The organism is Actinoplanes sp. NPDC023801 (assembly GCF_040639655.1).
Lineage (GTDB): Bacteria > Actinomycetota > Actinomycetes > Mycobacteriales > Micromonosporaceae > Actinoplanes.
The window spans coordinates 89,059-111,326 of record NZ_JBFAAI010000029.1; the positions used below are offsets into that span (position 1 = coordinate 89,059).

The following is a 22,268-nucleotide window of genomic DNA, read 5'->3' on the forward strand; positions in this document are numbered from 1 at the left end:
TACCACGGTGATCGCTCCAACGTGATCTTCGCCCACACCGGACGTGACCGCCCCCGCCGCCGACATGACGCCGGCGAATGGGCCGACACCGACGCCCGTCTGTGACCGACCGGCCCTGGTCTACTCTTGTTCGACGCGGTTGCGGCCGCCTTCCTTGGCTCGGTACAGGGCTTGGTCGGCGCGCGTGAGCAGATCGTCCACGGCGCTGTCCCCGGGACGCAGGTGGGTCAGGCCGATGCTGATGGTCACCGGGACAGGGCCGTCGCGGGTCGGCACCGGCTCGACGGCGACCGCCTGCCGGAGCTGCTCCGCGAGTGCGGGCCCGTCGAGATCCGGGCCGGTCAGGATCGCCGCGAACTCCTCGCCGCCGTAACGGCCCACGACATCACCGGCACGCAGGCACCCGCTCATGCGCTTCGCCACCTCGCGGATGACGTCGTCGCCGACGCCATGGCCGTACGTGTCGTTGATGTTCTTGAACTTGTCGATGTCGAGCATGGCGGCGGCCAGCGGCTGACCGTCGCGCGTCGCGTCGTTCACCAGCGCGCCCGCCAGGGCGTAGAAGTGGCGGCGGTTGTTCACGCGGGTCAGTTCGTCGGTGGTCGCCAGCTGCTGCACACGGGTGAAGAGAGCCGCGTTGGCGTAGGCGCTCATGCCCTGGCTGGCGAGCGCGGCGGCCACCTCACGACGGGTGTCGTCGAAGCGGTCGTCACCGAGCAGGACCACGCCGACCAGCCCGTCGCGGGACAGCAGTGGTACAGCCAGACCAGAGGTGACGTCACCGAGCAGCTCCCTGCAGAGCGGGGTGTCGCCGGAGAGCAGGAACGGCTCAGTGGCGGTGAACGCCGCATACTCGTCCGGTTCCAGCCGGCGCCCGTGCGGGTTCACGGCATCGGTCCCGGCCGCGGCCGCGACGGTCAGCGTGGTGCCGTCCGCGGTGAGCAGGCAGCCGCTGACCGCGTCGAGCTTGTTGTGGAGGGTGGCGAACAGCCGGTGCAGCACCTGGGGCGGGTCGAGGACCGCGCTCAGCTCGGCGAGACTGGCGCGTAGCGTCTCGGCGAGTTGCTGCTGCTGCTGGGCGGCGCGCACGGCGACGTCGAGCTGTGCCGCGCGGGCGGTCTCCAGGGATACCGCGACGTGGCTGGTGATGGCGGTGAGCACCTCGATGTCGTCCTCGGTGAAGATGCCCCGGGCCATCCGGCTGTCGAGGTAGACCACTCCGCTGAGGCGGCCCTTGAGCTGCAGGGGGGCGACCATGATGCTGCGCAGCCCGTGCGCGACCACACTGTGCGAGCCGAGGGCGAGACCCTGCTCGGTGCCGGTGATCACCAGCGCCTCGCCGTTCTCGACCACCCGGCGTACGAGTGTGCTGCCGTATCCGGTGGTGGTGTCGGCCTCTGTGCCGTCAGCGTTGCGGCCGACGAAGAAGGACGGTGCGCCGGTCTCGTCGAGCAGGAACATCAGGGCGCGTTCGGCGCCGAGGATGCGCAGCGTCTCGTCGAGCGCCACCCGGGCCAGCTGTTCCGGGTCCAGAACGGTCGCGGCGGCGGCGCTGACCTGCTGCAGGGCCTCGAATCGGCGGTTACGCGCCACACTCGTCCGCCGGTCGACGTGAGTGTGGCGCTGCACCGACCGGGCCTCGTCGACGCCGAACTCGATCTTGATCTGCCGGCGCCGATGTTCCCATCCGTACGTGGCGGCGAGCATGTGAGCGAAGCGGGCCTGTCGCTCGGCCTCGCCGGACAGACCCATCTGGCGCAGGGCGCGAGCGCGGATCCGGGCGACCTCGAACGTCAGGATCGGCGCGTCCAGCGACCGGGCTCGACGTTCCACCCGGTCGGCGAGGGCGAGTGCCTTACGGTTGTCGCCGCACTGCTGCCACAGCGCCGCCTTGGCCACCCGATATGCCGCCTTGAGCAGCGGCGTGCCGGTGACCTGCGCCAGCTCACGCAGGGCCTTCTTCGCGGCCGCGACGCGTGCCGGACGTTCCTCGTCGGTCGACATGCGCAGCTGCGCCATCCGGCCGTGCATCTTGTACACGTAGAACCACTTGTGCTGCGGCATCAGATCGCGGTTGCTCAGGCCGAGGCCTTCGAACTCGGCGATGGCCTCCTCCAGGGGAGCGCCGAACTCGCCTTGCTCGACCACCGCGCACGCTGCCGCGGTGGCGATGCTTGCCCGTTGCACGGGTGAGCCCACACCGGGCGGGAAGGATTCCCGCAACGCGGCGAGCGCGGTAGCGGCTTCGGCGGGCCGGCCCTGCTGGGCCGGAACCATGACGCTGAGCATGCTGAACGGTGTGCCGTACGCCTGGCGGGGATCAGGCAGGTGCCGCATGCCCCGCGCGTACTGCTCGGACGCCTCGGGTGTGTGCCCGCGGAAGATCAGCCGTAGCCCGGTGGAGGCGAAGCCGGTGATCAGCTGGGCCGGGAGGAACCAGCGGGCGTGCCGGACGATCGCGCGCTCCCAGGCACTGCCGTCGTCGAAACCGCCGAACAGCAGCGCGCACCCCTGGAACCATTCGACGTAGGCGATCAGTTCAGGATCGTTCAGTGCCGCCGCCGTACGGGTGGCCCGGCGCAGCGAGCGCTCGGCCACGCCACGCAGCTTCACCACGGCCGCCACGTAACCGATCAGGGCATACACCCGGGCGTACTGGGCGCTGGGCCCGAGCCGGTTGACGGCGTACAGCGCCCGCAGCGCGAAGATCAGCGCCTCGCGCAGCCGGAGACCGATGGCGGCGGCATAACCACCCGCGTCCAGCACGGCGGCCAGGGTGGCCAGCTCCTCACGCCGGTCGCCCCGGGCGGTGCCGTACCCGAGCCGGGTACGGCGCACGAGCCCGCCCATCGCGGCGATCGCCAGGGTGGAGGCGAGCCGGGGCACCTTGCCGGCGGGCAGGGGGTGGCCGAGGTCGGCGAGCGCCGCGGTGGCCGCACGCACCGCGTGGTCGTCCGCCCAGTTGGTGTGGTGCAGCTCGACCAGGGTGGAGCCGAGTTCCGCTCGTCTCCGCGAGTCCTGCTCCACCGCCAGCGCGCGCTCCAGGGCGTCCTGCGCGTCGGCATAACGGCCGGCCCGCAGGTACGCCACGGCCAGCGGATGGAGGATGTCCGACGGTCGGCCGACGTCGTTGCGGCTGGCGTGCTCGAGATAATCGATGGCACCGGCCGCGGAGTGCTCGGCCAGGGCCTGCATGCCGGCGGCCCGGGCCGCCCGGTAGTGGACCTCCGGCGCCACCTCCTCGCCGCCCGACCGGTAGTGGCGGGCCACGGCATAGACGTGGTCGTCGTCGCGCAGCTGTGCGGGCAACTCTTCGAGAGCCGCCCCGAGCGCGGCATGCAGCCGGCACTCGTCCTGCTCCGGCAGTTCACCCAGCAGCGCCTGACGAAGTGCGGCGTGCACGAAGCCGTACCGGCCCCCGTCCCGCAATTCGAGGACGCGATGACCGACCGCCGCGGTCAGCGCGTCGAGCACCCGGTCGACAGGCAGACCGCACGCGCCGGCGACGACCTCGTGCCGGAACTGGCTTCCGGTCACCGCACCTGCCTGGACCACCCACCGGACCTCGCCGGTGAGCATCCCCAGCCGCGACACGATGAGCGCCTCGGCATCAGCGGCGGCCGGCAGGGCATCGACACCCACGGTGTCGAGGTACCACTCCCCCCACAGGGGGACGAGCAGGCCCGCATCGACCAGCTGCAACAAGTACGCGACAACCGCCAGCGGAGGTCCACCGGTACGGGCGGCGACGTGCTCCAGCAAGCCGGCCGGCACCGTGGCGCCGGGCAGGCGGGAGGCCACCAGCTCGGCGACCGCATCGGCAGCGAGAGGTTCGCACCGCACCTCGGTGTCGAGCTTCGCGCCCAGCTCGGTGACCGGCCCGTCCGCGCCGTCCAGCTCGGTGAGCAGCACCAGCAGCGGAGTCTGGGCCAGCATGGGCCCCAGCAGGTTCAGCACTCGCCGGCTGCCGGCATCGAGCCACTGCGCGTCGTCGAGGCACAGCAACAGACCGCCGCAGGAGCGAGCGAGCCGGCTCAGGAACACCGCCACCGCGGAGAACATCAGTTCGTCGCGGCCCTCGGTTCCACCACCGGTGTCGCCCAGCAGTTCTGCCAGCCGCGGCGACACACCGGCGAGCAGGCCCGCCCCGGCCTCGACCGCCGCCTCCCGTACCCATTCCAGGTGCACGTCGTGCTCGTCGTCGGGCATCGCGGCGATGGCGTCCAGATGATCGTCGACAGCCGCGCGCAGCGCCGCCATCGGCAGCACCTCGTCCTGCACACAGCGGCCCCGCAGAACCGCGGCCCCGATGACGCGTGTGCACATCTCGGCGGCCAGCCGGCTGCGGCCCGTACCGGCGGCGCCGCGGATGACAGCACCACCGCCGACACCACGCCCGGCACGCTCCCACCGGCCCATGAGCGTCGCCAGCTCGGGCTCACGCCCGCACAACGGCCACATGCCGGCCGTCGCGTCGTCGGCGACCGGCAGCGTCTCCGAACCGGGACAACGGCGCAGGTCGGTGAGGAGAGCGCCGGGACTCTGATAACGGTCGTCCGGGTCCTTGGCCAGCAGCCGCTCGACCACCTCGGCCAGCACAGGGTCGGCGTCCGGCCGCAACGACCGTACCGACGGCACCGGAGCCACAGCGTGCAACCGCAACAGCTCGCCCACGTCCGCGGCATCGAACGGCGGCTGCCCGGTCAGGCACTCGAACAACACGACGCCCAGCGAGTACAGGTCCGATCGGCCGTCCACCGGCCGCTTCAACATGCCCGATTGCTCCGGCGCGGTGTAGACGAACGTTCCTACCGCTTCGTCGGTATCGTCGGGCGCCCGGCCCAGCAGGGCCAGCCCGAAGTCGATCAGCTTGGCCGACCCCTGTGACCCCATCATGATGTTCTGCGGTTTGACATCACGGTGCACCAGGCCGGTGCGATGCGCCGCCCCCAATGCCCGCGCCAGCACGGCCGCGAGCTCGACCACCCGCCACTGCGGCAGCGGACCGTTGACAAGAAGCTCAGCCAGGGATCCGCCGTCGATGAATTCGGTGACCAGAGCAGGTGTGCCCTCGTACCGGCCCGCGGCCATGGTGGTCACCACACCGGGGTCGTTGACGCACGCCAGCAGCGCGGCCTCCCGGCAGAACGCCAGCAGCGTCTGCGGGTCGTCCCCGGCCTCACCGCGAGGACGTTTGAGGGCGTACCACTGGCCGCCTCGACGTGCGCGGTGCACCGTCGTAGCCGCACCACGACCCAGCTCCGCCTCAATCTCGAGCCCGGTCAGCTCCGCTGCCTGGCGGCCGGTCTCCGAACCGCGTGTGTCGACGCTCATCAATCTGGTGCCCCGTCTCTCAATCCCTGCTTGACCAGATCGGTGGGGGTAGCCGAAAACTGAACCATTCCACGCACACGCCGGCCGGCGTCACCACCGCCGATGGCATCAACAGCTGCTGAAACGATCGTCGACGACGACCGCCGTCTCGGTCTGACCGGTGCTGGCTCGACCACCAACGCCTCGCGGAGCTCGTGGCACCCGTTCGGACGCGGGAGCCGATACCGGCCCAGCCGCTCGGGGTGAAACCGTCGCCACCAAGCTCGCCGCTTCCCCCCGTGGGCTGGGGTCCCGTGTCACGTCCGGCCGGTTACCGACGAGCAGGAGCACGTGGCCCTCGCTGGTCGGGGTTTTCTACACCCTCGGCGACCGTGGCCAGGCCCATGGGGTGGGCCAGCTGCACGATGCCTTCGGCCAGGGCCGCGCTGGCGGCAGAGGTTGCGACGTCATCGACGAACGATTACCGGCGTCGGTAAGCCAGGGATGAGTAGCCGGCGCCGAAGTCGTCGACTGCCAGGCGCACGCCGGGCTTCTTGAACCCGCCTAGCTGCTCCAACGTTGCAGGGGCATCCTCCACCAGTACGGACTCGGTCAGTTCGAGCACGAGCTGGTTGCTTTCGAGACCACTGTCGCGCAACACGTAGGCGACGTCGTCGGGCAGCGCCGACATGGCAGCCGACGGTCGCTCGCTGTCGTTGCCGTCGGTGAACGGCTTGGCCATGCTCGTAATCACCCGGCGAGCGAATGCGGTCACTCGGGCAAGGTGGCCCGCGCCGTGCAGGAGTACCGCAAACTCGTCGCCACCGCAGCGCGCCACGGTGTCAGTCTCCCGCACGAGGTTACGCAAACGCGCGCCCGCGCCGATGAGGATTGCGTCCCCCATAGCGTGACCTGCGGCGTCGTTCACGGCCCGGAACCGGTGCAGGTCGATCAGCGGCACCGCGAGGCGCGCAGTGCTAGGTGGACCAAGATCGTCCGAAGAATCTAAAGTTCCTCGTTCTAGCAACCTTCAAGACGTTGGCGACAAGGGGGTGCCACTTCCACAATAGAAGGTACGTGGTTGAGTTGGCGGGGGGTCACAAGCCCACTTCATGTCTTGACCACACCAAGGGTGAGAAATCATGCGTACCACCATCACAACCGCTCTGACGGCGCTGGTCGTCACCGCCGGCCTGGCTGCGGCCTCGGCACCCGCCGCTGCCGCGCCGGCCGAGCCGCGCGGCGGCTACGTCGCCACCATCGAGATTCTGGGCGGCCCGCCCGGGGGGCCCGAAGGCGCCCCCAATGAGCAGTTCCGCGTTCAGCTGATCGAACGCCAGGACATTCAGGACGCGTTCGTCGTTCTGCGCAGTGACGACTCCAGCTACGGCAAGCACATCAACGGCATGATCGTGCGGACCCCGTCGCGGTACAACCCCGGCTACAACTGGCATCTTGACCCGCGTGACGTCGCCTTCCATGAGCGGAGCTGGGAGACGTGCGACGGCCAGCCCTCCTTCTTGGAGGCGGACTGGTGGAACTCCGAGCGGTTCTGCCCCTGGTTCGGCAAGGTCGTGAAAATGGAGCGCGTGCGCCGCTGACCCGACGCTGAGCGCACGGCACTCCGGTGGGCCGAACTCCAAGGAGGTTCGGCTCACCGTCGTGCTTCCACTGCCCTTTCGCTCCGGCCGGGCGGCGTGCCTCGACTGACGGCGCTCACCTCAAAGCTTTGACTCCAGAATCAACCAATGGACGACCGTCGTGCCGTCCATCAGACCCGGCACTCCCAGGAAGCGCTGTAGAAGTTGACGAAACGGGCGATGGTCGCGGTGCCGAACGTCGACTCCCGGCAGACATCGTCCACGTCGATGTCGGTATAGATGTCTCCGCCCGGGTTCCAAGTGACGCAGCGGTAGTCGTAGGACGTGGGGCCGATCAAGCGCGAGGTGCTGTGGCCCTTGCTCGTGCAGTACCGCTCGAAGTCCGGCGCGTTGGTGCCCCGCTGCACCTCCCAGCAGGTGACCGACCGCGGGTCGTAGAAGTTGGCGATCCGGTCGACAGCGATCCGGTCGACGGCATTCTCGGTGCCGTACGTCCACCGGCAGGCGGCGTCCAAGCCGAGACCTTCCCGGCGGCTGCCGGATACGCAGTACCAGTCATAGGCAGTGGAGCCGGTCAGGGCGGTGTCGGCGTACCCGACCGAACGGCAGTAGGCGCCGAGATCGAGGCCACCGAGTTCCCGCGGCGGCGGCCACGAGGCGCTTGCCGGGGCGGCCACGATGATGATGCCGCCGATCGCAGTGAGCAGAGCTAGCAAGAACTTGCTGAACGAGCGCATGTGTCTCCCACAACATGTGACCTGGAACTCTTCCGTGGAGAGTGGCAGCCATAGATTAAAGCGATCTGCAAGTCTCTGCAAAGCCTGCAAAATTCGGAACATCTCGTGATTGAATTTGCAATGACTCGGCTGAGGTGAGGTCGGCCTGGCGCAGGTGCGATCGCGGTGGCTGCGGATCGCCGACATCGCCGCCGGCGCTGAGCCGGCGTGGCGATGGTGGAGTGTTCGCGGAGGAATATCGGCGATCAAAACGGAAAGGCATCTGGGATACGGCACTGGAGCCCGGACAAGGTGAGCTATGGGGGCCCTGGGCCGCTGTACCTGGACGACCCGCAGTCCCGCGCCCGCTGCGACGCCCAGGACCGGGCCCTGGCGCAGTACTACCGCGACGCCTTCACCGCCTACGCCCAACAGCGCCTGAACTGATCAACTCCTCTGCCGGATGAGGGCGGCGCTGGCGTGCGGGGCTGCAATACCCGCACACCGATGCCCGGGCACCCGGCCAGGGTGCGCCCCGGCGGGCGGTTGATCAGGATCTTTATGGTGGGGCGGTGACAGCCACGAGAATGCTCGCCGTCGCCCTCGCCGCCGTACTGGGTGTGGGCGGCTGCGCGAAAGCCGGCACCAGCCCCGCCGAGACCGCACCGGCCGGTGACGCCAAGGAGGCGCTGCTGAAGTCGGCGGACGCGCTCAAGACGGGCAGTTACTCGTTCAGCCGGACCGGGGCGTACCTGCTCCAGGATCTGCAGCGCGGTGAGGTCCACCTGCCGGACGGGGTGCTGCTGCAGCACGAGCAGCGCGCGGTGATGCGTGTCGGCGACGCTGTCTACCTGCGGTACTTCCTGTACGGCAACGCGGAGCTGCGCGACCAGTACATGACGTTGTACAAGCGGCACGGCGCAACGGCGGCCCAGCTCAAGGACTTCGAGAAGATGAACGCGCTGTTGGACGGCAAGCGGTGGGTGCGCGCCGACGAGAAGAAGCTGACGGCGGCGGCGGCGATCGACGAGCAGAGCGGCCTGGACGCCATGACGCCGCTGCCGAAGGCCGGGGAACACGACCTGCCGAAGGTGGGCGCGCTGCTCACGGCGGTGACGACGGTGGCGCGGTCCGGCGACACGATCACCGGGACGCTCGACGCCACCAAGGTCGACCCGGACGCGAACCTGCTGTTCAGCGACCCCACATACTTATACGGCCCGGCGGCGAGGACCATGTCGTACCAGGCGGTGCTGGACGGGCAGGGGCGGCTCACCGAGTTCACCGTGACGATGCCGAGCCAGCTGGCGTCCGAGCCCGCCGAGGGCCACGATCCGGAGCCGCCACTGGTCATCAAGATCTCGGGGTACGGCGATACGGCCGCTCCCACCGCTCCGAAGGACGCGCCGGAGCTGCCGCAGTCCGCTTACGAGGTGCTGTCCCGCGACATCGACTGAGCTGATCGACCAGGGCTAGGTTGGTTCGCCTCGGCGGCGTCAGCCGCCAGCGCGTATACCAGCTCACCTCGAGAGCGGAATTCCCGGCGCCGGCCGCTGAAAGGTGTGGTTCGCCGACGACGTACCCAAGCTCATAGCGTCGGCAGTTCCACAACCTTGCAAGCGGAACGTTCCAGTTTTGGAAGCGGAACGGACCAGCCAGTCGACGATGCGGTGCTATTCCTGTCCGTTCGAGAGATCCGCCCGCCATCCTGTCCGCTCGAGAGATCCGTCCGCCGCTACGGTCGTCGGCTTCGCCGTCGCTCTGAGGTCTGGGCGGCCTATTGGCTCCATCGCATGACAAGCAAGAGCCGGATCTGACGAGCCGAAACAAGGGGTAACGGCGTGCTGGTCAGGGCACTGGGCGGAGGGCCAGCCCGACGATTGCACTGAACCGGGCACGGAGCCGTTCGGTGTCGATCAGCTCGCGGCCGTGGGTGAGTTCGTCGACGACGAGGCCATCGACAAGTGCCATCAGCATGCTGCCGTGCTCGAGGTCACCGAAGACGGCGGTCGCCAGGGCTTGGAGGTCGGCAACGATCGCCGTGGTGGTTGCCGTGGTCAGTTCGCGGGTCTGCGGGTCGAGCATTAGGAGCATTCTGGCCCGGCTGCGGGCTCGGGCGGGGCCGAGCCAGTGGGTGAGCATCCGGGTGCCGTCTTCGACCAGGGTGGCGGCGTCGAAGTCGGTGGCTATGCGGCCGGCGAGCGCCACGTCGAGGTCGGCCCGGTCAAGTTCGGCGATCCGCTGCAAGACGGCAGCTAGTAACGCCTGGCGGGTGGGGTAGTGGTAGCTGCAGGTGCCGGCGGGTAGGCCGGCTGCGGTGTCGGCGGCGCGGTGGGTGAGCGCCCGCAGGCCCTTTTCGCCGACGATGCCGATTGCGGCGTCGGTCAGGGACTGTTTGCGATCGAGGTCACGGGCACTCATGTGGCCAGATGCTACACCTGTAGTGTCTACTACATCCGTAGCAACTGCTACAGATGTAGCGTCGCCAGAGTCAACGGAGCCCTGCCATGCAGCCAACCCTCGTGTACCGCATCGGAGCCTGGTCGTGGATCATCTGCGGGACGGGCCATAACATCTTGGACATCGCGATGCGGCTGTCCCCGACAGTCGGCGAGGACCGCGTTGACGCCGTGCTCCGGGACCAGGTCTTCGACCTCGGCGGGATCTCGCGGACCAGCTACGACGTGATGCAGGGCATCAGCCTGGCGATGGGGGTGGCGATCGTGACGGTCGGGGTGCTGCTGCTGTACATCGGGCGGCTCGCGCCGACTGCGGGGCGGGCCCGACCCGCGGTCCTGATCGGCCTGGTCGCGTCCCTGGTGATGCTCGGGCTGGCGGGGGCGCTGCTGCCGTCGCCGCCGATCGTGCTGTTCGCGGTGGCCAGTGTGGCCTTCGGGATCGCGTTGATGCGCGGGGGCCGCGCAGCCGCAACCGGCTGAGCCGGGACCGTATCAATGCGAACGGTCACGGTACCTCCGGCCCCGAGGTTGGTCCAGAGGAAGCCGGCCGCAATGATCGCCGCCAGTGAAGATTCCGCTGTTGTTGAACACCGGGTTATCGGTGGAGGCTCGCCCTGCGTCGCCGAGGGCTGCTGCGAGTGCAAATGGCGACTGCGCAGTGCCGGAACCACAGCCGACCTGGCGCTCCATGTCAGCTCCAGCCGATCGCCTCGTCCACCCTGGTCAGCACGTCCTGCTGGCCCACCCCGCGCAGCAGGCACACGGCGGTGGTGCGGATCTGGCCGACGATCATGGTGACCGGTGAGGCCGGTTCGGACTCCAGCAGTTTCGCGGCTATCCGGACGGCCTCCAGCGCATCGGCGTCGGCTTGCCCGGCGTGCCGGTCCGGGTCTTCACCGGTCAGGTCGGTGGCCAGGCTGTCGCCAGCGGACCGTACCGCCCCGGCCAGCGCCCGCAGCGCCCGGCCCAGTTCGTCCGGGGCACAGCTGCGTAGCCGGGTCAGGGTGGTGGCGTGCCGGGCGAGCACGCTGACGTTGCCGACCACATGGTCCAGCTGGTGGGTGGTGGCCTCCACGTTGCGCACCTGCTGCAGGCGGCGTCGGCTGCGGATGTGCAGCCGGAGCGTCTCGCCGGCGGCCAGGGCCGCGCCGTGGAGGCGTTCCACCGCCTCGTCCAGCCGAGTGGCCCGGTCCAGCACCGCCTCGGCGGCCGTCTCGTCGCACTCGCGGAGCGCGTGCCCCAGGTCGTCGAGCAGGTCGGCCAGGTCGGCGTAGGTTTGCCGGGCCGCGGCGATCAGCGGGGCCAGCGGCTTGCGGGCGGAGGCGAGCTGGCTGGCCACGAGTGCCACCGCTCCGCCGATCAGCGCGTCAACGAAGCGGTAGGGGATCAGGTTGCCCTGCGGCGCGGCCACCACGACCAGGTAGAGCGCGGAGATCGCGGCCTGCACGACGAGGGTGCTGCTCGCCCCGGCCGCGATCATCGGGCCGATGGTGAGCAGCAGCACCACGAAGAGGCTCATTGCGCCGGTGCCCAGGGCCTGCACCACGAGTTCGGCGACGAGCACGCCAGCGGCCACGCCCAGCACGATCTCGGTGGTCTGGCGTAGCCGACGGCCCCGCAACTCGCCCAGCACGATGAGCGCGGCCGACGGCGCGAATAGCGGATCAGGGTGTCCGATCAGGTCAGCCGCGATGATCCAGGCGACCGTCGCGGCGGCCGCGGCGCCCAAAGCGGGATGCGCGGCCCGCCGTAACCGGCCGACCGCTGATCGCAAGTCCTTGATCGGAAACACGGGCAACCGATCTACCCACCGCGGTCACCACGTCAAACCGTCCGCGGTCGTTGACCGTTTCCAACGTGATGTCGGCATCAGAACGGGGCGAGTCGGTGCGGGTGTGGGATCCCAATACCGGGCACCCAGCTGGCCGAGCTGACCGGTCACGCCTGCATCGCGCTCAGGTCGGCCGCCGTGACGACCTGGTGCACCCGAGTAGGTGGCAGACCCGCCGCCGCTGCGGTCTCCCGGACCGAGACTCCCAGGCTTCCGCGTAGTTTCTTCCAGCTTTGCCGTTGGTTTTTCGCTGACTACTACGCGGAGGCCATCTGCGGGCATGACTACGTGCTGGCGGGATCGGGCGTGGGCGCATTCCGCCGGAGAAGAGTCGACATGCCGAAGACCAACCCTTGCCATGCACACCGTTCTCGGTCGGCGGCGTTCCGATCGCGGTCGGCGTGCCCGTTTGGACGGCGAGCACGATCGGGTGGGACGTGACGCCAGCGTCCAGGTCGGCGACGTCGACTAGGGCGTCTATGCCCGGGCGCCGCGGAGCGCGGTCAGTTCCGGATCGCGGCCAGCCGCTTCGCCCCGGCCTGGGCGACCTTGCGGAGTTCCGCTACACCCTCGGCGTCGGACACGTCGAACATGTTGCGGACGTAGACCGCGCACACGTCACCGGAGGCCACCCAGATCTCGGCGATGCCCAGCTCGCTTCCCCCGGTCCGCAAAGTGCCTGCCGCTGCGTCCCCGATCGGCGGCAGTGACAACGCCGAGAACGTACGGGTGGTGCCATTGTTGTCCTTGGTGTCCGGGCAGGTCCGGCCGTTCTCCTCCTGCATCGCGACGATGGCCCGGGCCAGTCCGGGGCCGGTCGCGCCGATCTCCTCGACGATGTTGGGCGTGCCGTAGGCCCCTCGGGCGTAGCTGCGGAAGATCGCCGGTACCGGGCCACCGCTGCCGGGCACCTCCCGGCCGGTGCACGTGGTCCCACCACCGTTGAAGGAGAAGTCGTCCGGATCGGTCTCGTGCGTGCCCTCGAGTGACACGACGTATCCCGCCGGCAGGTCGGCCGGGTGGAGCAGGCCGGTCCGCAGGTCCTCGACGGTGAGCGCCGTGGCGGTCCGCAGCTTCTGCACGGACGCTTTGACGAGATCGAGGAAGCGCGCACGATGCCGCGGGTGGCTGCGCATGTCGGTGTAGACGGCCGTCACCCCGCCGGTGGCGACGACGGCGTGGTGGTAGCGGCTCCACTCGCCGAACGGATCTTGGAACATCTCGTCCACCCCGGCCGCCCGGACGCCCAGGTCCGGCAGGGCGAGCCGGCTGTGCTTCTTGGTGGTCAGATCGCCCTCCACGACCGGGCATCGGGTGGTGACCGTCGCGGCTGCCTCGACCAGCTGATTTGCCTTGCGCGTCCCGGTGGCGACGATCTCGGCGGCGAAGATCGTGCCGTCGGGGTGCTTGAAGGCCCGGTACACCCGCGGCGTCGGCGCGCTGCGATCCAGCACCGCTTCGCGGCACCAGCCCGAGGCGGGCACCTCGGTGGTGTCGGCTGTCTCGTCCTGGCCGAACGCGGTGTAACCGGCCGGCATGTCCGCGAGGGTGAGCAGGCCCTTGCTCATCTGCTCGGCGGTCGGGAGGTTACCGGCGGAGGCCGGCGAGCCGGTCCGGGACATGGCCGCATCGACGCGGGCAGCCGCCGGCCCCGTTCCGATCACGCTGCTGAGCAGGGCCACTGCGATACCGGCCGCCGCGAGGGCTCGTCTCATCAGCTGAACGTAACCACGAGCCGATCCCGATTTCCGCATGTTGCCGACATCGGCGCGGACCGGGGCGCCGGTGCCTGCCAGCGGACACGCCCGGCTCACAGTCAGGTGTATGCCTTGCGGGTTGGCTCGCGGCTCGTCTGCTCGTTCAACCAGTTCGGCGGGGGTAGCCACACCGGGCCGGGGGCGCTGACATCTTCTGTCCGCCGTTGGTCACCGTGAGCGTGGTGACGGTCCGGCGTGGGGCGAGCCTGTGACCTATGGTTTGTACTGGGCGTGGTCGAAGAATCCGAGAAGCGGCGCCAACGCCTTGTCAGGCCACCGTTCCCACAGCCTCAACCGCTCACCCTGCAGCCGCTGAGGTGCTGTAACAGCTCTGGCAGCACGATGGCTCGGGCGCGGGGAACCGCAGCGTCGTGAGCGTCAGTATCCGGAGGCGGGCTTGGTGGGAATGTGGACGCTGAAGGTGGTGCCGGGGCGGTTGTGGTCGGCCAGGGTGATGGTGCCGCCGTGGCGTTCGATGATGGCGCGGGCGATGACCAGGCCGAGGCCGGTGCCGGGAATGCGCCGGTCCAGCGCGGTGGAGGCGCGGTAGAAGCGGCGGAACAGGGGCAGCGGTCCGGGCGGAGGAGGTCCCGCGCAACGTCGCTGCCCTCGCCGCAGTGCCGAGGGTGCGACGCCGACGCGTCAAGCCATGGACGCCGGCTCAGTTGGGCGCGTGGCTCGACGCCATCGCGGAGGAGCGGCTGTATGCCCTATATCACCTGGGAACTTTCGCCGGGTTGCGTCGAGGCGAGCTGTGTGGGCTGAGGTGGGATGATCTCGACCTCGACGCAGGCCGTGTGGTCGTGGGATGGCAGATCACGACCATCAGCTACCGCAAGGCGAGGAAGGCCGAGAAGGAAGGCCGCAAGATCAGGTACCGAGTCCGGGTCAAGACGGCCGAAGAGAAGACCTGCCTGTTGATCTCGATCCAGAAACGATCTCGGTCTTGCGCAAGTGGCATCGCGAGCAGGCGAAGGAGCGGTTGGCGCTGGGGCGGGCCTACCGCAACGACGAGAACCTCGTGTTCACCCGGGCCGATGGCCTACCTCTCGATCCGATCCAGGTTTACAGGGTCTTCAAACGCCTGGTCGAGAGGGATGGGCTCCCGGATGTTCCCCTGCATAGCCTGCGACATGAGGCAGCCTCGCTACAGATAGAGGCGAGCGTCGACATCGCGGTGGTGTCCAAGCACCTCCGCCATTCCAAGATCAGCTTGACGAGCGACACCTACGGTCATCTGATCGGGACAGTCGGCAAGGCGGCTGCGGAAGCCGCCGCCGCTGTGGTTCCCGACGACGGGCCGGGCAGGGGAGGCAAGATCCCTACACTTGCCCTACCAAATCCGCCATCTTATCGATGCCAGCCGATGGTTTAACTGGTTGATCAAGCTGTGACCAGCCTGAACAGGTGGAGCGGGCGACGAGAATCGAACTCGCGTAATCAGTTTGGAAGACTGAGGCTCTACCATTGAGCTACGCCCGCATGACCCCCGATCACCTCGGGGCTCGTGTACAGCTTACTGAATCAACTCCCGTCCGCGCGAACCGGATTCCCCAGCAGGTGACTCCAGCGCACACGCAGGCAAGCGGACCGCATACACTGGCCGACGCCACGGGGTGTGGCGCAGCTTGGTAGCGCACTCGCTTTGGGAGCGAGGGGCCGTGGGTTCAAATCCCGCCACCCCGACTGACACCAACATCCGCAGCAACAAGGAGTACGCCTGTGAAGAGCACCGTCGAGACTCTGAGCCCGACCCGGGTGAAGCTCGCCATCGAGGTGCCGTTCGAGGAGCTCAAGCCGAGCCTGCAGAAGGCGTACCGGGAGATCGGCGCGCAGGTCCAGGTGCCGGGCTTCCGCAAGGGCAAGGTTCCGGCGGCGGTGATCGACCAGCGAGTCGGCCGTGGCGCCGTGCTGAACGAGGCCGTCCAGGAGGCGATCCCGCAGCAGATCCTCGCCGCGGTCCAGGAGCACGACGTCAAGACCCTCGGCCGTCCGGAGGTCGAGATCACCGAGTTCGCCGACAACGCGCCGCTGAAGTTCACGGCCGAGGTCGACGTCCGCCCGGAGATCACTGTCCCGGACCTCGAGGGGATCAGCGTCGAGGTTCCAGCGGTCGAGATCGGCGACAGCGAGATCGAGGAGCAGATCAACGGCCTGCGTGAGCGCTTCGCCACCCTGAAGACCGTCGAGCGCGCCGCTGCGGAGGGTGACTACGTCCAGCTCGACCTGAACGCCACCGTCGACGGTGAGGACGTGCCGGGTGGCTCGGCCACCAACATCTCCCACGAGGTCGGCAGCAAGCAGCTGCTCCCCGGCCTCGACGAGGTGCTCGTCGGCCTGTCCGCCGGTGAGGAGGCCACCTTCACCACCCAGCTCGTGGGCGGCGACTTCGCCGGTCGTGACGCCGAGGTGAAGGTCGTCGTGAAGACGGTCAAGGACAAGCAGCTGCCGGAGATCGACGACGAGTTCGCCCAGCTGGCGAGTGAGTTCGACACCCTGGAGGAGCTGCGCGAGGACCTGCGCACCCGCGTCACCAAGGTGAAGAAGGTCGAGCAGATCTATGCGGCCCGCGACGAGGCGCTCAAGCAGCTCGTCGAGGCGGCGAACATCCCGGCGCCGGAGGGTGTCGTCAAGGACGAGGTCGAGGGCCGTAAGCAGGCCATGACCGACCAGCTCGAGCGGATCGGCGCGACTCTGGCCGACTACCTCGCCTCCGAGGAGAAGACCGAGGAGCAGATCGACCAGGAGCTGACCGAGGCCGCTCAGGAGGGCGTCCGCATTCAGCTGCTGCTCGACACGATCGCCGACGCCGAGGACGTCCAGGTCACCGACGACGAGTTCGGTCACGAGATCGTGCACCGTGCCCAGCGTGCCCAGATGCAGCCGCAGCAGTACTACGACCAGCTTGTCCGGTCGGGTGCCGCGGCCGCCGTCTTCGGCGACGTGCGCCGGGGCAAGGCGCTGGCCTCCGTCATGGAGCGGGTCACGATGAAGGACACCGAGGGCAACGTCCTCTCGCTCGACGACCTGCGGACCGAGGACGACCACGCGGGCCACAACCACTGATTTTCAGGTCTGCCTGACCCGGCCACCGCGCACCGCTTACGGTGCGCGGTGGCCGGTGTGTTTGTGGGGTACGGCCACGCGATGCGCTGTCAGCGAACAGCTGCCCGAGCGGGAAGCTGATGCGCATCCGACCAGTTAGGTTGGTCGTACGACGGACAACCTGCCGGCCGGATCACGGCCGACACAGCAAGCTGTGAAGGGCTGCCATGACCGATCTCCACATCCCCACCGGGCCCGTGTCACGGCGCGGCGGTGACACCCTGAGTGGCAACCTCGACGACTCGGTCTTCAACCGCCTGCTGCGCGAGCGAATCATCTTCCTCGGCAGCGAGGTGACCGACGCGAGCGCCAACCGCATCTGCGCGCAGCTGCTGCTGCTCTCCGCCGAGGACCCGGAAGCCGACATCCACCTGTGGATCAACTCGCCGGGTGGCTCTGTCTATTCGGGTATGGCCATCTACGACACGATGCAGTTCATCGACAACGACGTGCAGACCGTCGCGATGGGCATGGCGGCCTCGATGGGGCAGTTCCTGCTCTGCGCCGGGACGCCCGGCAAGCGGTTCGCCCTGCCGCACGCCCGGATCATGATGCATCAGCCGTCCGGTGGCATGGGTGGTACCGCCGCCGACATCGCCATCCAGGCGGAGCAGATGCTCTACACCAAGCGCATGTTCCAGGAGCGGATCGCGTTCCACACGGGTCAGACCCAGGAGCAGATCGCCGCCGACTTCGACCGGGACCGCTGGTTCACGGCCGAGGAGGCCAAGGACTATGGCTTCATCGACAAGGTGATCACCGGGGCCACGCAGGTCCCGGACGGTGCCGGAACGCTGAACTGAGGAGCTGAACCATGACCGACCTTTCCATGCCTCCCGGGTTCGCTCCGGTGCACAACCGCTACGTGCTGCCCTCGTTCTCCGAGCGCACCTCGTGGGGAATCAAGGAGTCCAACCCGTACAACAAGATGTTCGAGGACCGGATCATCTTCCTCGGCGTCCAGGTGGACGACGCGTCGGCCAACGACGTGATGGCCCAGTTGCTGACGCTGGAGAGCACCGACCCGGACCGCGACATCCTGATGTACATCAACTCGCCCGGCGGCTCCTTCACCGCGATGACGGCGATCTACGACACCATGCAGTACGTGCGCCCCGACATCAGCACGGTCTGCCTCGGTCAGGCGGCCAGTGCCGCCGCGGTGCTGCTCGCCGGTGGCACCCCCGGTAAGCGGATGGCGCTCCCGCACTCGCGGATCATCATCCACCAGCCGGCTACCGAGGGTGGTTACGGCCAGGGTTCGGACATCGAGATCCAGGCCCGCGAGATCATGCGGATGCGGACCCAGCTGGAGGAGCTGATTTCGCACCACTCCTCGAGGCCGATCGAGCAGGTTCGCAAGGACATCGACCGCGACAAGATCATGACGGCGGACGAGGCCAAGGAGTACGGCCTGGTCGACGTCGTGCTGGCGACCCGTAAGAAGAGCCTGCAGACGGCGGGCGTCTGACCCTGAGCCTGGGTGTCAGGGGGCCGGCCGGTGAGCGCTAGACTGGCCGACCCCTGACACGCCCGTTTTGGGGGGTCGGAGAACAGCCCCTTTGCGGGTAACGTCGAGCCTGCAGCCTCAGTTACGCGGGTCGGCGGACGATAGATGGCAACGAGGCAATCCGTCCTCGCGCAAGGTTCGGTCGGCAGCCGGCCAATGAATGCAGGGAGAACGTAGGTGGCACGGATCGGTGACGGTGGCGACCTACTCAAGTGCTCCTTCTGTGGGAAGTCGCAGAAACAGGTCAAGAAGCTCATCGCAGGCCCTGGGGTCTACATCTGCGACGAGTGCATCGACCTCTGCAACGAGATCATCGAAGAAGAGCTGGCCGAGACCGGCGAGGTGAAGTGGGAAGAACTTCCCAAGCCGATGGAGATCTGCCAATTCCTGGACAACTACGTCGTTGGTCAGGAGCAGGCGAAGAGGGCCCTCTCCGTCGCGGTCTACAACCACTACAAGCGGATCCAGGCCGAGTCGAACGGTGCTCCAGGCGCCGGCAGTGACGTCGAGGTGGCCAAGTCCAACATCATGCTCATCGGTCCCACCGGTTGCGGTAAGACGCACCTGGCGCAGACCTTGGCCCGCATGCTGAACGTCCCGTTCGCGATCGCGGACGCCACCGCCCTCACGGAGGCCGGTTACGTCGGCGAGGATGTCGAGAACATCCTGCTCAAGCTCATCCAGGCGGCTGACTACGACGTCAAGCGCGCCGAGCAGGGCATCATCTACATCGACGAGGTCGACAAGATCGCCCGCAAGAGCGAGAACCCGTCGATCACCAGAGACGTCTCCGGCGAAGGCGTCCAGCAGGCATTGCTCAAGATCCTTGAGGGTACGGTCGCGAACGTCCCGCCGCAGGGGGGTCGCAAGCACCCGCACCAGGAGTTCATCCAGATCGACACGACGAACGTGCTGTTCATCGTGGGCGGCGCCTTCGCGGGTCTGGACCGGATCATCGAGCAGCGGGTCGGACAGAGCGGGGTGGGCTTCGGCGCCCGCCTCCGGTCGATCTCCGAGCGGAACACCGACGACATCTTCAGCAAGGTGATGCCGGAGGACATGCTCAAGTTCGGCCTGATCCCTGAGTTCATCGGCCGGCTCCCGGTCATCACGACCGTCCGTAACCTCGACCGTGACGCTCTCATCAAGATCCTCACCGAGCCACGGAACGCGTATGTGAAGCAGTACCAGCGTCTCTTCGAGCTCGACGGCGTCGAGCTGGAATTCGACGAGGGTGCGTTGGAGGCCATCGCCGATCAGGCCATGCTGCGGGGTACCGGTGCTCGAGGACTGCGCGCGATCATGGAGGAAGTCCTCCAGAACGTGATGTTCGAGGTGCCCAGCAACCCCGATGCCGCCCGTGTCTTGATCACCCGCGAGGTCGTCGTGGAAAACGTGATCCCGACGATCGTGCCGCGCGAGTTCGTCGGCCGGCGCCGCCGTCCGGATCGCGAGGAGAAGTCGGCCTGACCGGCTCCCTGCTTCGTCACACTGCCGCTGCCCGCACGGGTGAGCGGCAGTGCTGTTTCCGGCCGACGTGACGGTCTGGGGGCCGCGGCGGTCCCGGATGGCGCCGGGTGGCCGTACGCTCGATCCATGCGTGTCGCCGTCTGCCAGCTGAACTCACGGGAAGACCGTGCCCACAATCTCTCCGTGGCTCGTGGGTTGCTCGAACGCGCCGCCGCCGGCGGCGCGACGTTCGCGGTCCTGCCGGAGTACGTGGATTTCCTCGGACGTTCCGCCGACGCCCCGAAACCGGAGCCGGTCGACGGCGAGTTCGCGGAATTCTTCGCGTCGGCAGCCCGGGACCTCGGTATCTGGGTGCACGCCGGCTCTTTCCACGAGACCGGCCCGGACGCCGCCCGCACCTACAACACCTCGCTGGTCTTCGCGCCGGACGGCGAGCGGGCCGCCGTTTACCGCAAGATCCATCTGTACGACGTGGAGATCGCCGGCCGCGTCTCCTACCAGGAGTCCCGCACCGTGGCGCCCGGAGACGGCACCGTCGTGGCCGAGGTCGACGGCGTACCCACCGGTCTCAGCATCTGCTACGACCTGCGGTTCCCCGAGCTGTACCGGCGGCTGGCAATCGCCGGCGCCAAGATTCTGGTGGTGCCCGCGGCCTTCATGCTGCACACCGGCCGGGATCACTGGGAGGTCCTGCTGCGCGCGCGGGCGATCGAGAACCAGTGCTACGTGCTCGCGGCCGGGCAGATCGGCGACCACGAGCCGGGGCGGACCTGCTTCGGCCGCAGCATGATCGTCGACCCATGGGGCACGGTCGTAGCCCAGGCACCCGACACGACCGGGGTCACCTTTGCCGACCTGGACCTCAACCGCCTCGACACGATCCGCACCGAGGTGCCCAGTCTCGCCAACCGTCGCCTCTGACTCCGCGGTACTACTCCGCACAGTGGTCCGCAAAATGTCGCCGGCTCGTCAGCGGGTTCCCGATTCTCTGGTCTCGCTGTGGAAACCCTCGCGACGCGAACCTGGCGGCCTGCTCCGCGGTGGGAACCTTCGCCTCGTCAGACCTGGCAGCCTCCTTCGTAAAGGGAGTTTCCGCCTGGTCGGACCTGGCGGTCTACTTCACTGCGGTGTCCGCGACCTTCGCTTGGTCAGGCCTGGAGTCAGCCCTACTCCGCTGTCGGACGAGCGAGAGCGGCACTTTGGCAGGTCACCGAACGGCGCGCTCACTGTGGGCCGGCGACGGCGTGCGCCTCGCCAGGGGTCTGGCAACCCTGGACCGAGCCGCCGTCCAGGTGCTCGCCGGAGCGGGCTACCGCAGTGGGCGACTTCGGTCAGCTACGGCGAGTCCCCCCCTGCTCACTGATGTGCCGGGCTGGCCGCAGGGGAAGGTGGCTGTCGGCGTTCTCCGGCCTCGGGAGTGTTCTGTTCCGGGCATAGAACATTCCAGCCGATGCCCACCCAGTATTGCGGCCTCGCTGGGAGGGCTACTGCTGACGAGCCCGTCGCTGGATCCGGACGAGGTATCCTTCAGCGCAGCCTCCCGGAACGCAGTCCACGGAGCCTTGAATCGATGACCTTGGCGACTGGGCCGACGCTTGTCACCTGGCCGAAACGGTCTGCTGGCAGCAGGACCGCATGCCTATGAGCGAGATGTATCCGGCGTCACAAACTCTCCATGATGTAGCTGATCGCCGTCAGTACAAGGACCGCACCACCGGCCAGCAAGAGAGCGCCGCCCATCCTCGAAGGGCCGCGCATTAGCAGCTTTCGCGCCGACACCACCACCGTGACCAGCACAAGTATCCCGATCACCCACTGCCAGAGCGGGACGAGCAGGCCTAGGACCGCGTCGGCCGCCAGCGTTGGGGGAGTGGCCATGACCCCACTCTGTCACGGGTTGCCGCCGTGATGTGGGTGCTCATCGCGCCCGGCGGGCATGAGTGTCGATTTGCGATCAGCGGCATGGGTCGCGTAACTTTCTCTCTGCCCGCGGGAAACCGGTACGGAGCGGCACGAAAGTGACCTTCCGGAAGGCGCCACGGGGGTGGTCGAGATCGAGCTATGCTTGAACTCGACACCGGGTGGTGCAACGAAAGATCCAAGAAATTGGGTTTGCGGTTGCGAAGCCGGCCGGGTAGAGTGGCAAAGCCAGCAGGGAGCCGGGCAGTTAGATCGCGAAGCGATCGTAGGCCGGTCTGCTAAGGCCACTTCCCGCATCGCGGGGAACACTTGGGCGTTGCTGACAGAGGGTCAACTCTGGATGGCGAAAACGACCGGGTACTTTTTAGCGGTTGCCTCGAAGGCAAGCCCGGATGGGCTTGTGTTTCGATGTGCGGTTGTTCTTTGAGAACTCAACAGGGTGCTTGATAAGCCAGTGCCAATTATGGCAATACCCCGGCTCATCTCTTTTTGGGTGGGTTGTGGATTCCTTTGGCAACATTCATGTTGCCGGGACGCTTTTCCAAAGATTTTGTTGGAGAGTTTGATCCTGGCTCAGGACGAACGC

General features: G+C 68.0%; 18 protein-coding genes and 2 tRNA genes. 11 read left to right on the plus strand and 9 right to left on the minus strand.

The annotated features are described in order from the left end of the window. Nucleotides 1–120 precede the first annotated feature (120 nt). Entirely contained in the window at nucleotides 121–5,334 is a 5,214-nt protein-coding gene (locus AB0G04_RS35680) for a diguanylate cyclase (protein WP_360992185.1), read from the minus strand. 460 nt (nucleotides 5,335–5,794) lie between these two features. After that, the gene (locus tag AB0G04_RS35685) at nucleotides 5,795–6,340 is read right to left on the minus strand and encodes a diguanylate cyclase (protein WP_360992188.1); all 546 of its coding nucleotides are present in this window, start codon (nucleotides 6,338–6,340) and stop codon (nucleotides 5,795–5,797) included. A 115-nt stretch (nucleotides 6,341–6,455) separates the two neighbouring features. Between AB0G04_RS35685 and AB0G04_RS35690 the strand changes: the two genes are divergently transcribed. Continuing rightward, nucleotides 6,456–6,914 (plus strand): hypothetical protein, encoded by a 459-nt coding sequence (locus AB0G04_RS35690; protein ID WP_360992191.1) that lies wholly within the window; start codon nucleotides 6,456–6,458, stop codon nucleotides 6,912–6,914. A 170-nt stretch (nucleotides 6,915–7,084) separates the two neighbouring features. Here the strand turns inward: AB0G04_RS35690 and AB0G04_RS35695 are convergent, their stop codons facing one another. Next, a complete protein-coding gene (locus AB0G04_RS35695; RefSeq protein WP_360992194.1) occupies nucleotides 7,085–7,651 on the minus strand; it encodes a hypothetical protein in 567 nt (188 codons plus the stop codon). 291 nt (nucleotides 7,652–7,942) lie between these two features. On the opposite strand from AB0G04_RS35695, the gene AB0G04_RS35700 reads away from it, so the two are divergent. Beyond that, the gene (locus tag AB0G04_RS35700; protein WP_360992197.1) at nucleotides 7,943–8,077 is read left to right on the plus strand and encodes a hypothetical protein; all 135 of its coding nucleotides are present in this window, start codon (nucleotides 7,943–7,945) and stop codon (nucleotides 8,075–8,077) included. 125 nt (nucleotides 8,078–8,202) lie between these two features. Continuing rightward, nucleotides 8,203–9,087, plus strand: a complete 885-nt coding sequence (locus AB0G04_RS35705) for a hypothetical protein (RefSeq protein ID WP_360992200.1) — start codon at nucleotides 8,203–8,205, stop codon at nucleotides 9,085–9,087. A gap of 391 nt (nucleotides 9,088–9,478) precedes the next feature. Here AB0G04_RS35705 and AB0G04_RS35710 read toward each other — a convergent pair whose 3' ends face one another. Then, nucleotides 9,479–10,051, minus strand: a complete 573-nt coding sequence (locus AB0G04_RS35710; RefSeq protein ID WP_360992202.1) for a hypothetical protein — start codon at nucleotides 10,049–10,051, stop codon at nucleotides 9,479–9,481. Nucleotides 10,052–10,137: 86 nt separating this feature from the next. On the opposite strand from AB0G04_RS35710, the gene AB0G04_RS35715 reads away from it, so the two are divergent. Beyond that, the gene (locus AB0G04_RS35715) at nucleotides 10,138–10,569 is read left to right on the plus strand and encodes a hypothetical protein (RefSeq protein ID WP_360992205.1); all 432 of its coding nucleotides are present in this window, start codon (nucleotides 10,138–10,140) and stop codon (nucleotides 10,567–10,569) included. 211 nt (nucleotides 10,570–10,780) lie between these two features. Here the strand turns inward: AB0G04_RS35715 and AB0G04_RS35720 are convergent, their stop codons facing one another. The 3 genes from AB0G04_RS35720 to AB0G04_RS35730 all read right to left on the minus strand — a co-directional run bounded on the left by AB0G04_RS35720 (nucleotide 10,781) and on the right by AB0G04_RS35730 (nucleotide 14,295). Beyond that, nucleotides 10,781–11,863 (minus strand): FUSC family protein, encoded by a 1,083-nt coding sequence (locus tag AB0G04_RS35720; RefSeq protein WP_360992208.1) that lies wholly within the window; start codon nucleotides 11,861–11,863, stop codon nucleotides 10,781–10,783. 560 nt (nucleotides 11,864–12,423) lie between these two features. Beyond that, nucleotides 12,424–13,635 carry a hypothetical protein gene (locus AB0G04_RS35725; RefSeq protein WP_360992211.1) on the minus strand — a complete coding sequence of 404 codons (1,212 nt, stop codon included), beginning with the start codon at nucleotides 13,633–13,635 and terminating at the stop codon, nucleotides 12,424–12,426. Nucleotides 13,636–14,055: 420 nt separating this feature from the next. Next, entirely contained in the window at nucleotides 14,056–14,295 is a 240-nt protein-coding gene (locus tag AB0G04_RS35730) for an ATP-binding protein (protein ID WP_360992252.1), read from the minus strand. A 190-nt stretch (nucleotides 14,296–14,485) separates the two neighbouring features. Between AB0G04_RS35730 and AB0G04_RS35735 the strand changes: the two genes are divergently transcribed. Further along, a complete protein-coding gene (locus tag AB0G04_RS35735; protein WP_360992213.1) occupies nucleotides 14,486–15,052 on the plus strand; it encodes a tyrosine-type recombinase/integrase in 567 nt (188 codons plus the stop codon). Between the two features lie 33 nt (nucleotides 15,053–15,085). On the opposite strand, the gene AB0G04_RS35740 is transcribed toward AB0G04_RS35735, so the two are convergent. Beyond that, nucleotides 15,086–15,159: transfer RNA gene (locus AB0G04_RS35740), tRNA-Gly, on the minus strand. 130 nt (nucleotides 15,160–15,289) lie between these two features. Between AB0G04_RS35740 and AB0G04_RS35745 the strand changes: the two genes are divergently transcribed. From AB0G04_RS35745 to AB0G04_RS35770, 6 genes are all read left to right on the plus strand, one after another. Next, nucleotides 15,290–15,363: transfer RNA gene (locus tag AB0G04_RS35745), tRNA-Pro, on the plus strand. A gap of 36 nt (nucleotides 15,364–15,399) precedes the next feature. After that, nucleotides 15,400–16,743, plus strand: a complete 1,344-nt coding sequence (gene tig / locus AB0G04_RS35750) for a trigger factor (RefSeq protein ID WP_360992216.1) — start codon at nucleotides 15,400–15,402, stop codon at nucleotides 16,741–16,743. A 206-nt stretch (nucleotides 16,744–16,949) separates the two neighbouring features. Then, on the plus strand, nucleotides 16,950–17,585 hold the full coding sequence (locus tag AB0G04_RS35755) for an ATP-dependent Clp protease proteolytic subunit (RefSeq protein ID WP_043528011.1): 636 nt from the start codon (nucleotides 16,950–16,952) through the stop codon (nucleotides 17,583–17,585). An 11-nt stretch (nucleotides 17,586–17,596) separates the two neighbouring features. Further along, nucleotides 17,597–18,253: an ATP-dependent Clp protease proteolytic subunit gene (locus tag AB0G04_RS35760; protein ID WP_360992219.1), complete on the plus strand. Its 657-nt coding sequence runs from the start codon at nucleotides 17,597–17,599 to the stop codon at nucleotides 18,251–18,253. Between the two features lie 216 nt (nucleotides 18,254–18,469). Further along, complete coding sequence (clpX, locus tag AB0G04_RS35765; protein WP_360992221.1) at nucleotides 18,470–19,762, plus strand: ATP-dependent Clp protease ATP-binding subunit ClpX; 1,293 nt, start codon at nucleotides 18,470–18,472, stop codon at nucleotides 19,760–19,762. 126 nt (nucleotides 19,763–19,888) lie between these two features. Then, nucleotides 19,889–20,683: a carbon-nitrogen hydrolase family protein gene (locus AB0G04_RS35770; RefSeq protein WP_360992224.1), complete on the plus strand. Its 795-nt coding sequence runs from the start codon at nucleotides 19,889–19,891 to the stop codon at nucleotides 20,681–20,683. A 741-nt stretch (nucleotides 20,684–21,424) separates the two neighbouring features. On the opposite strand, the gene AB0G04_RS35775 is transcribed toward AB0G04_RS35770, so the two are convergent. Further along, nucleotides 21,425–21,640: a hypothetical protein gene (locus AB0G04_RS35775; protein WP_360992227.1), complete on the minus strand. Its 216-nt coding sequence runs from the start codon at nucleotides 21,638–21,640 to the stop codon at nucleotides 21,425–21,427. Between the last annotated feature and the right edge of the window lie 628 nt (nucleotides 21,641–22,268).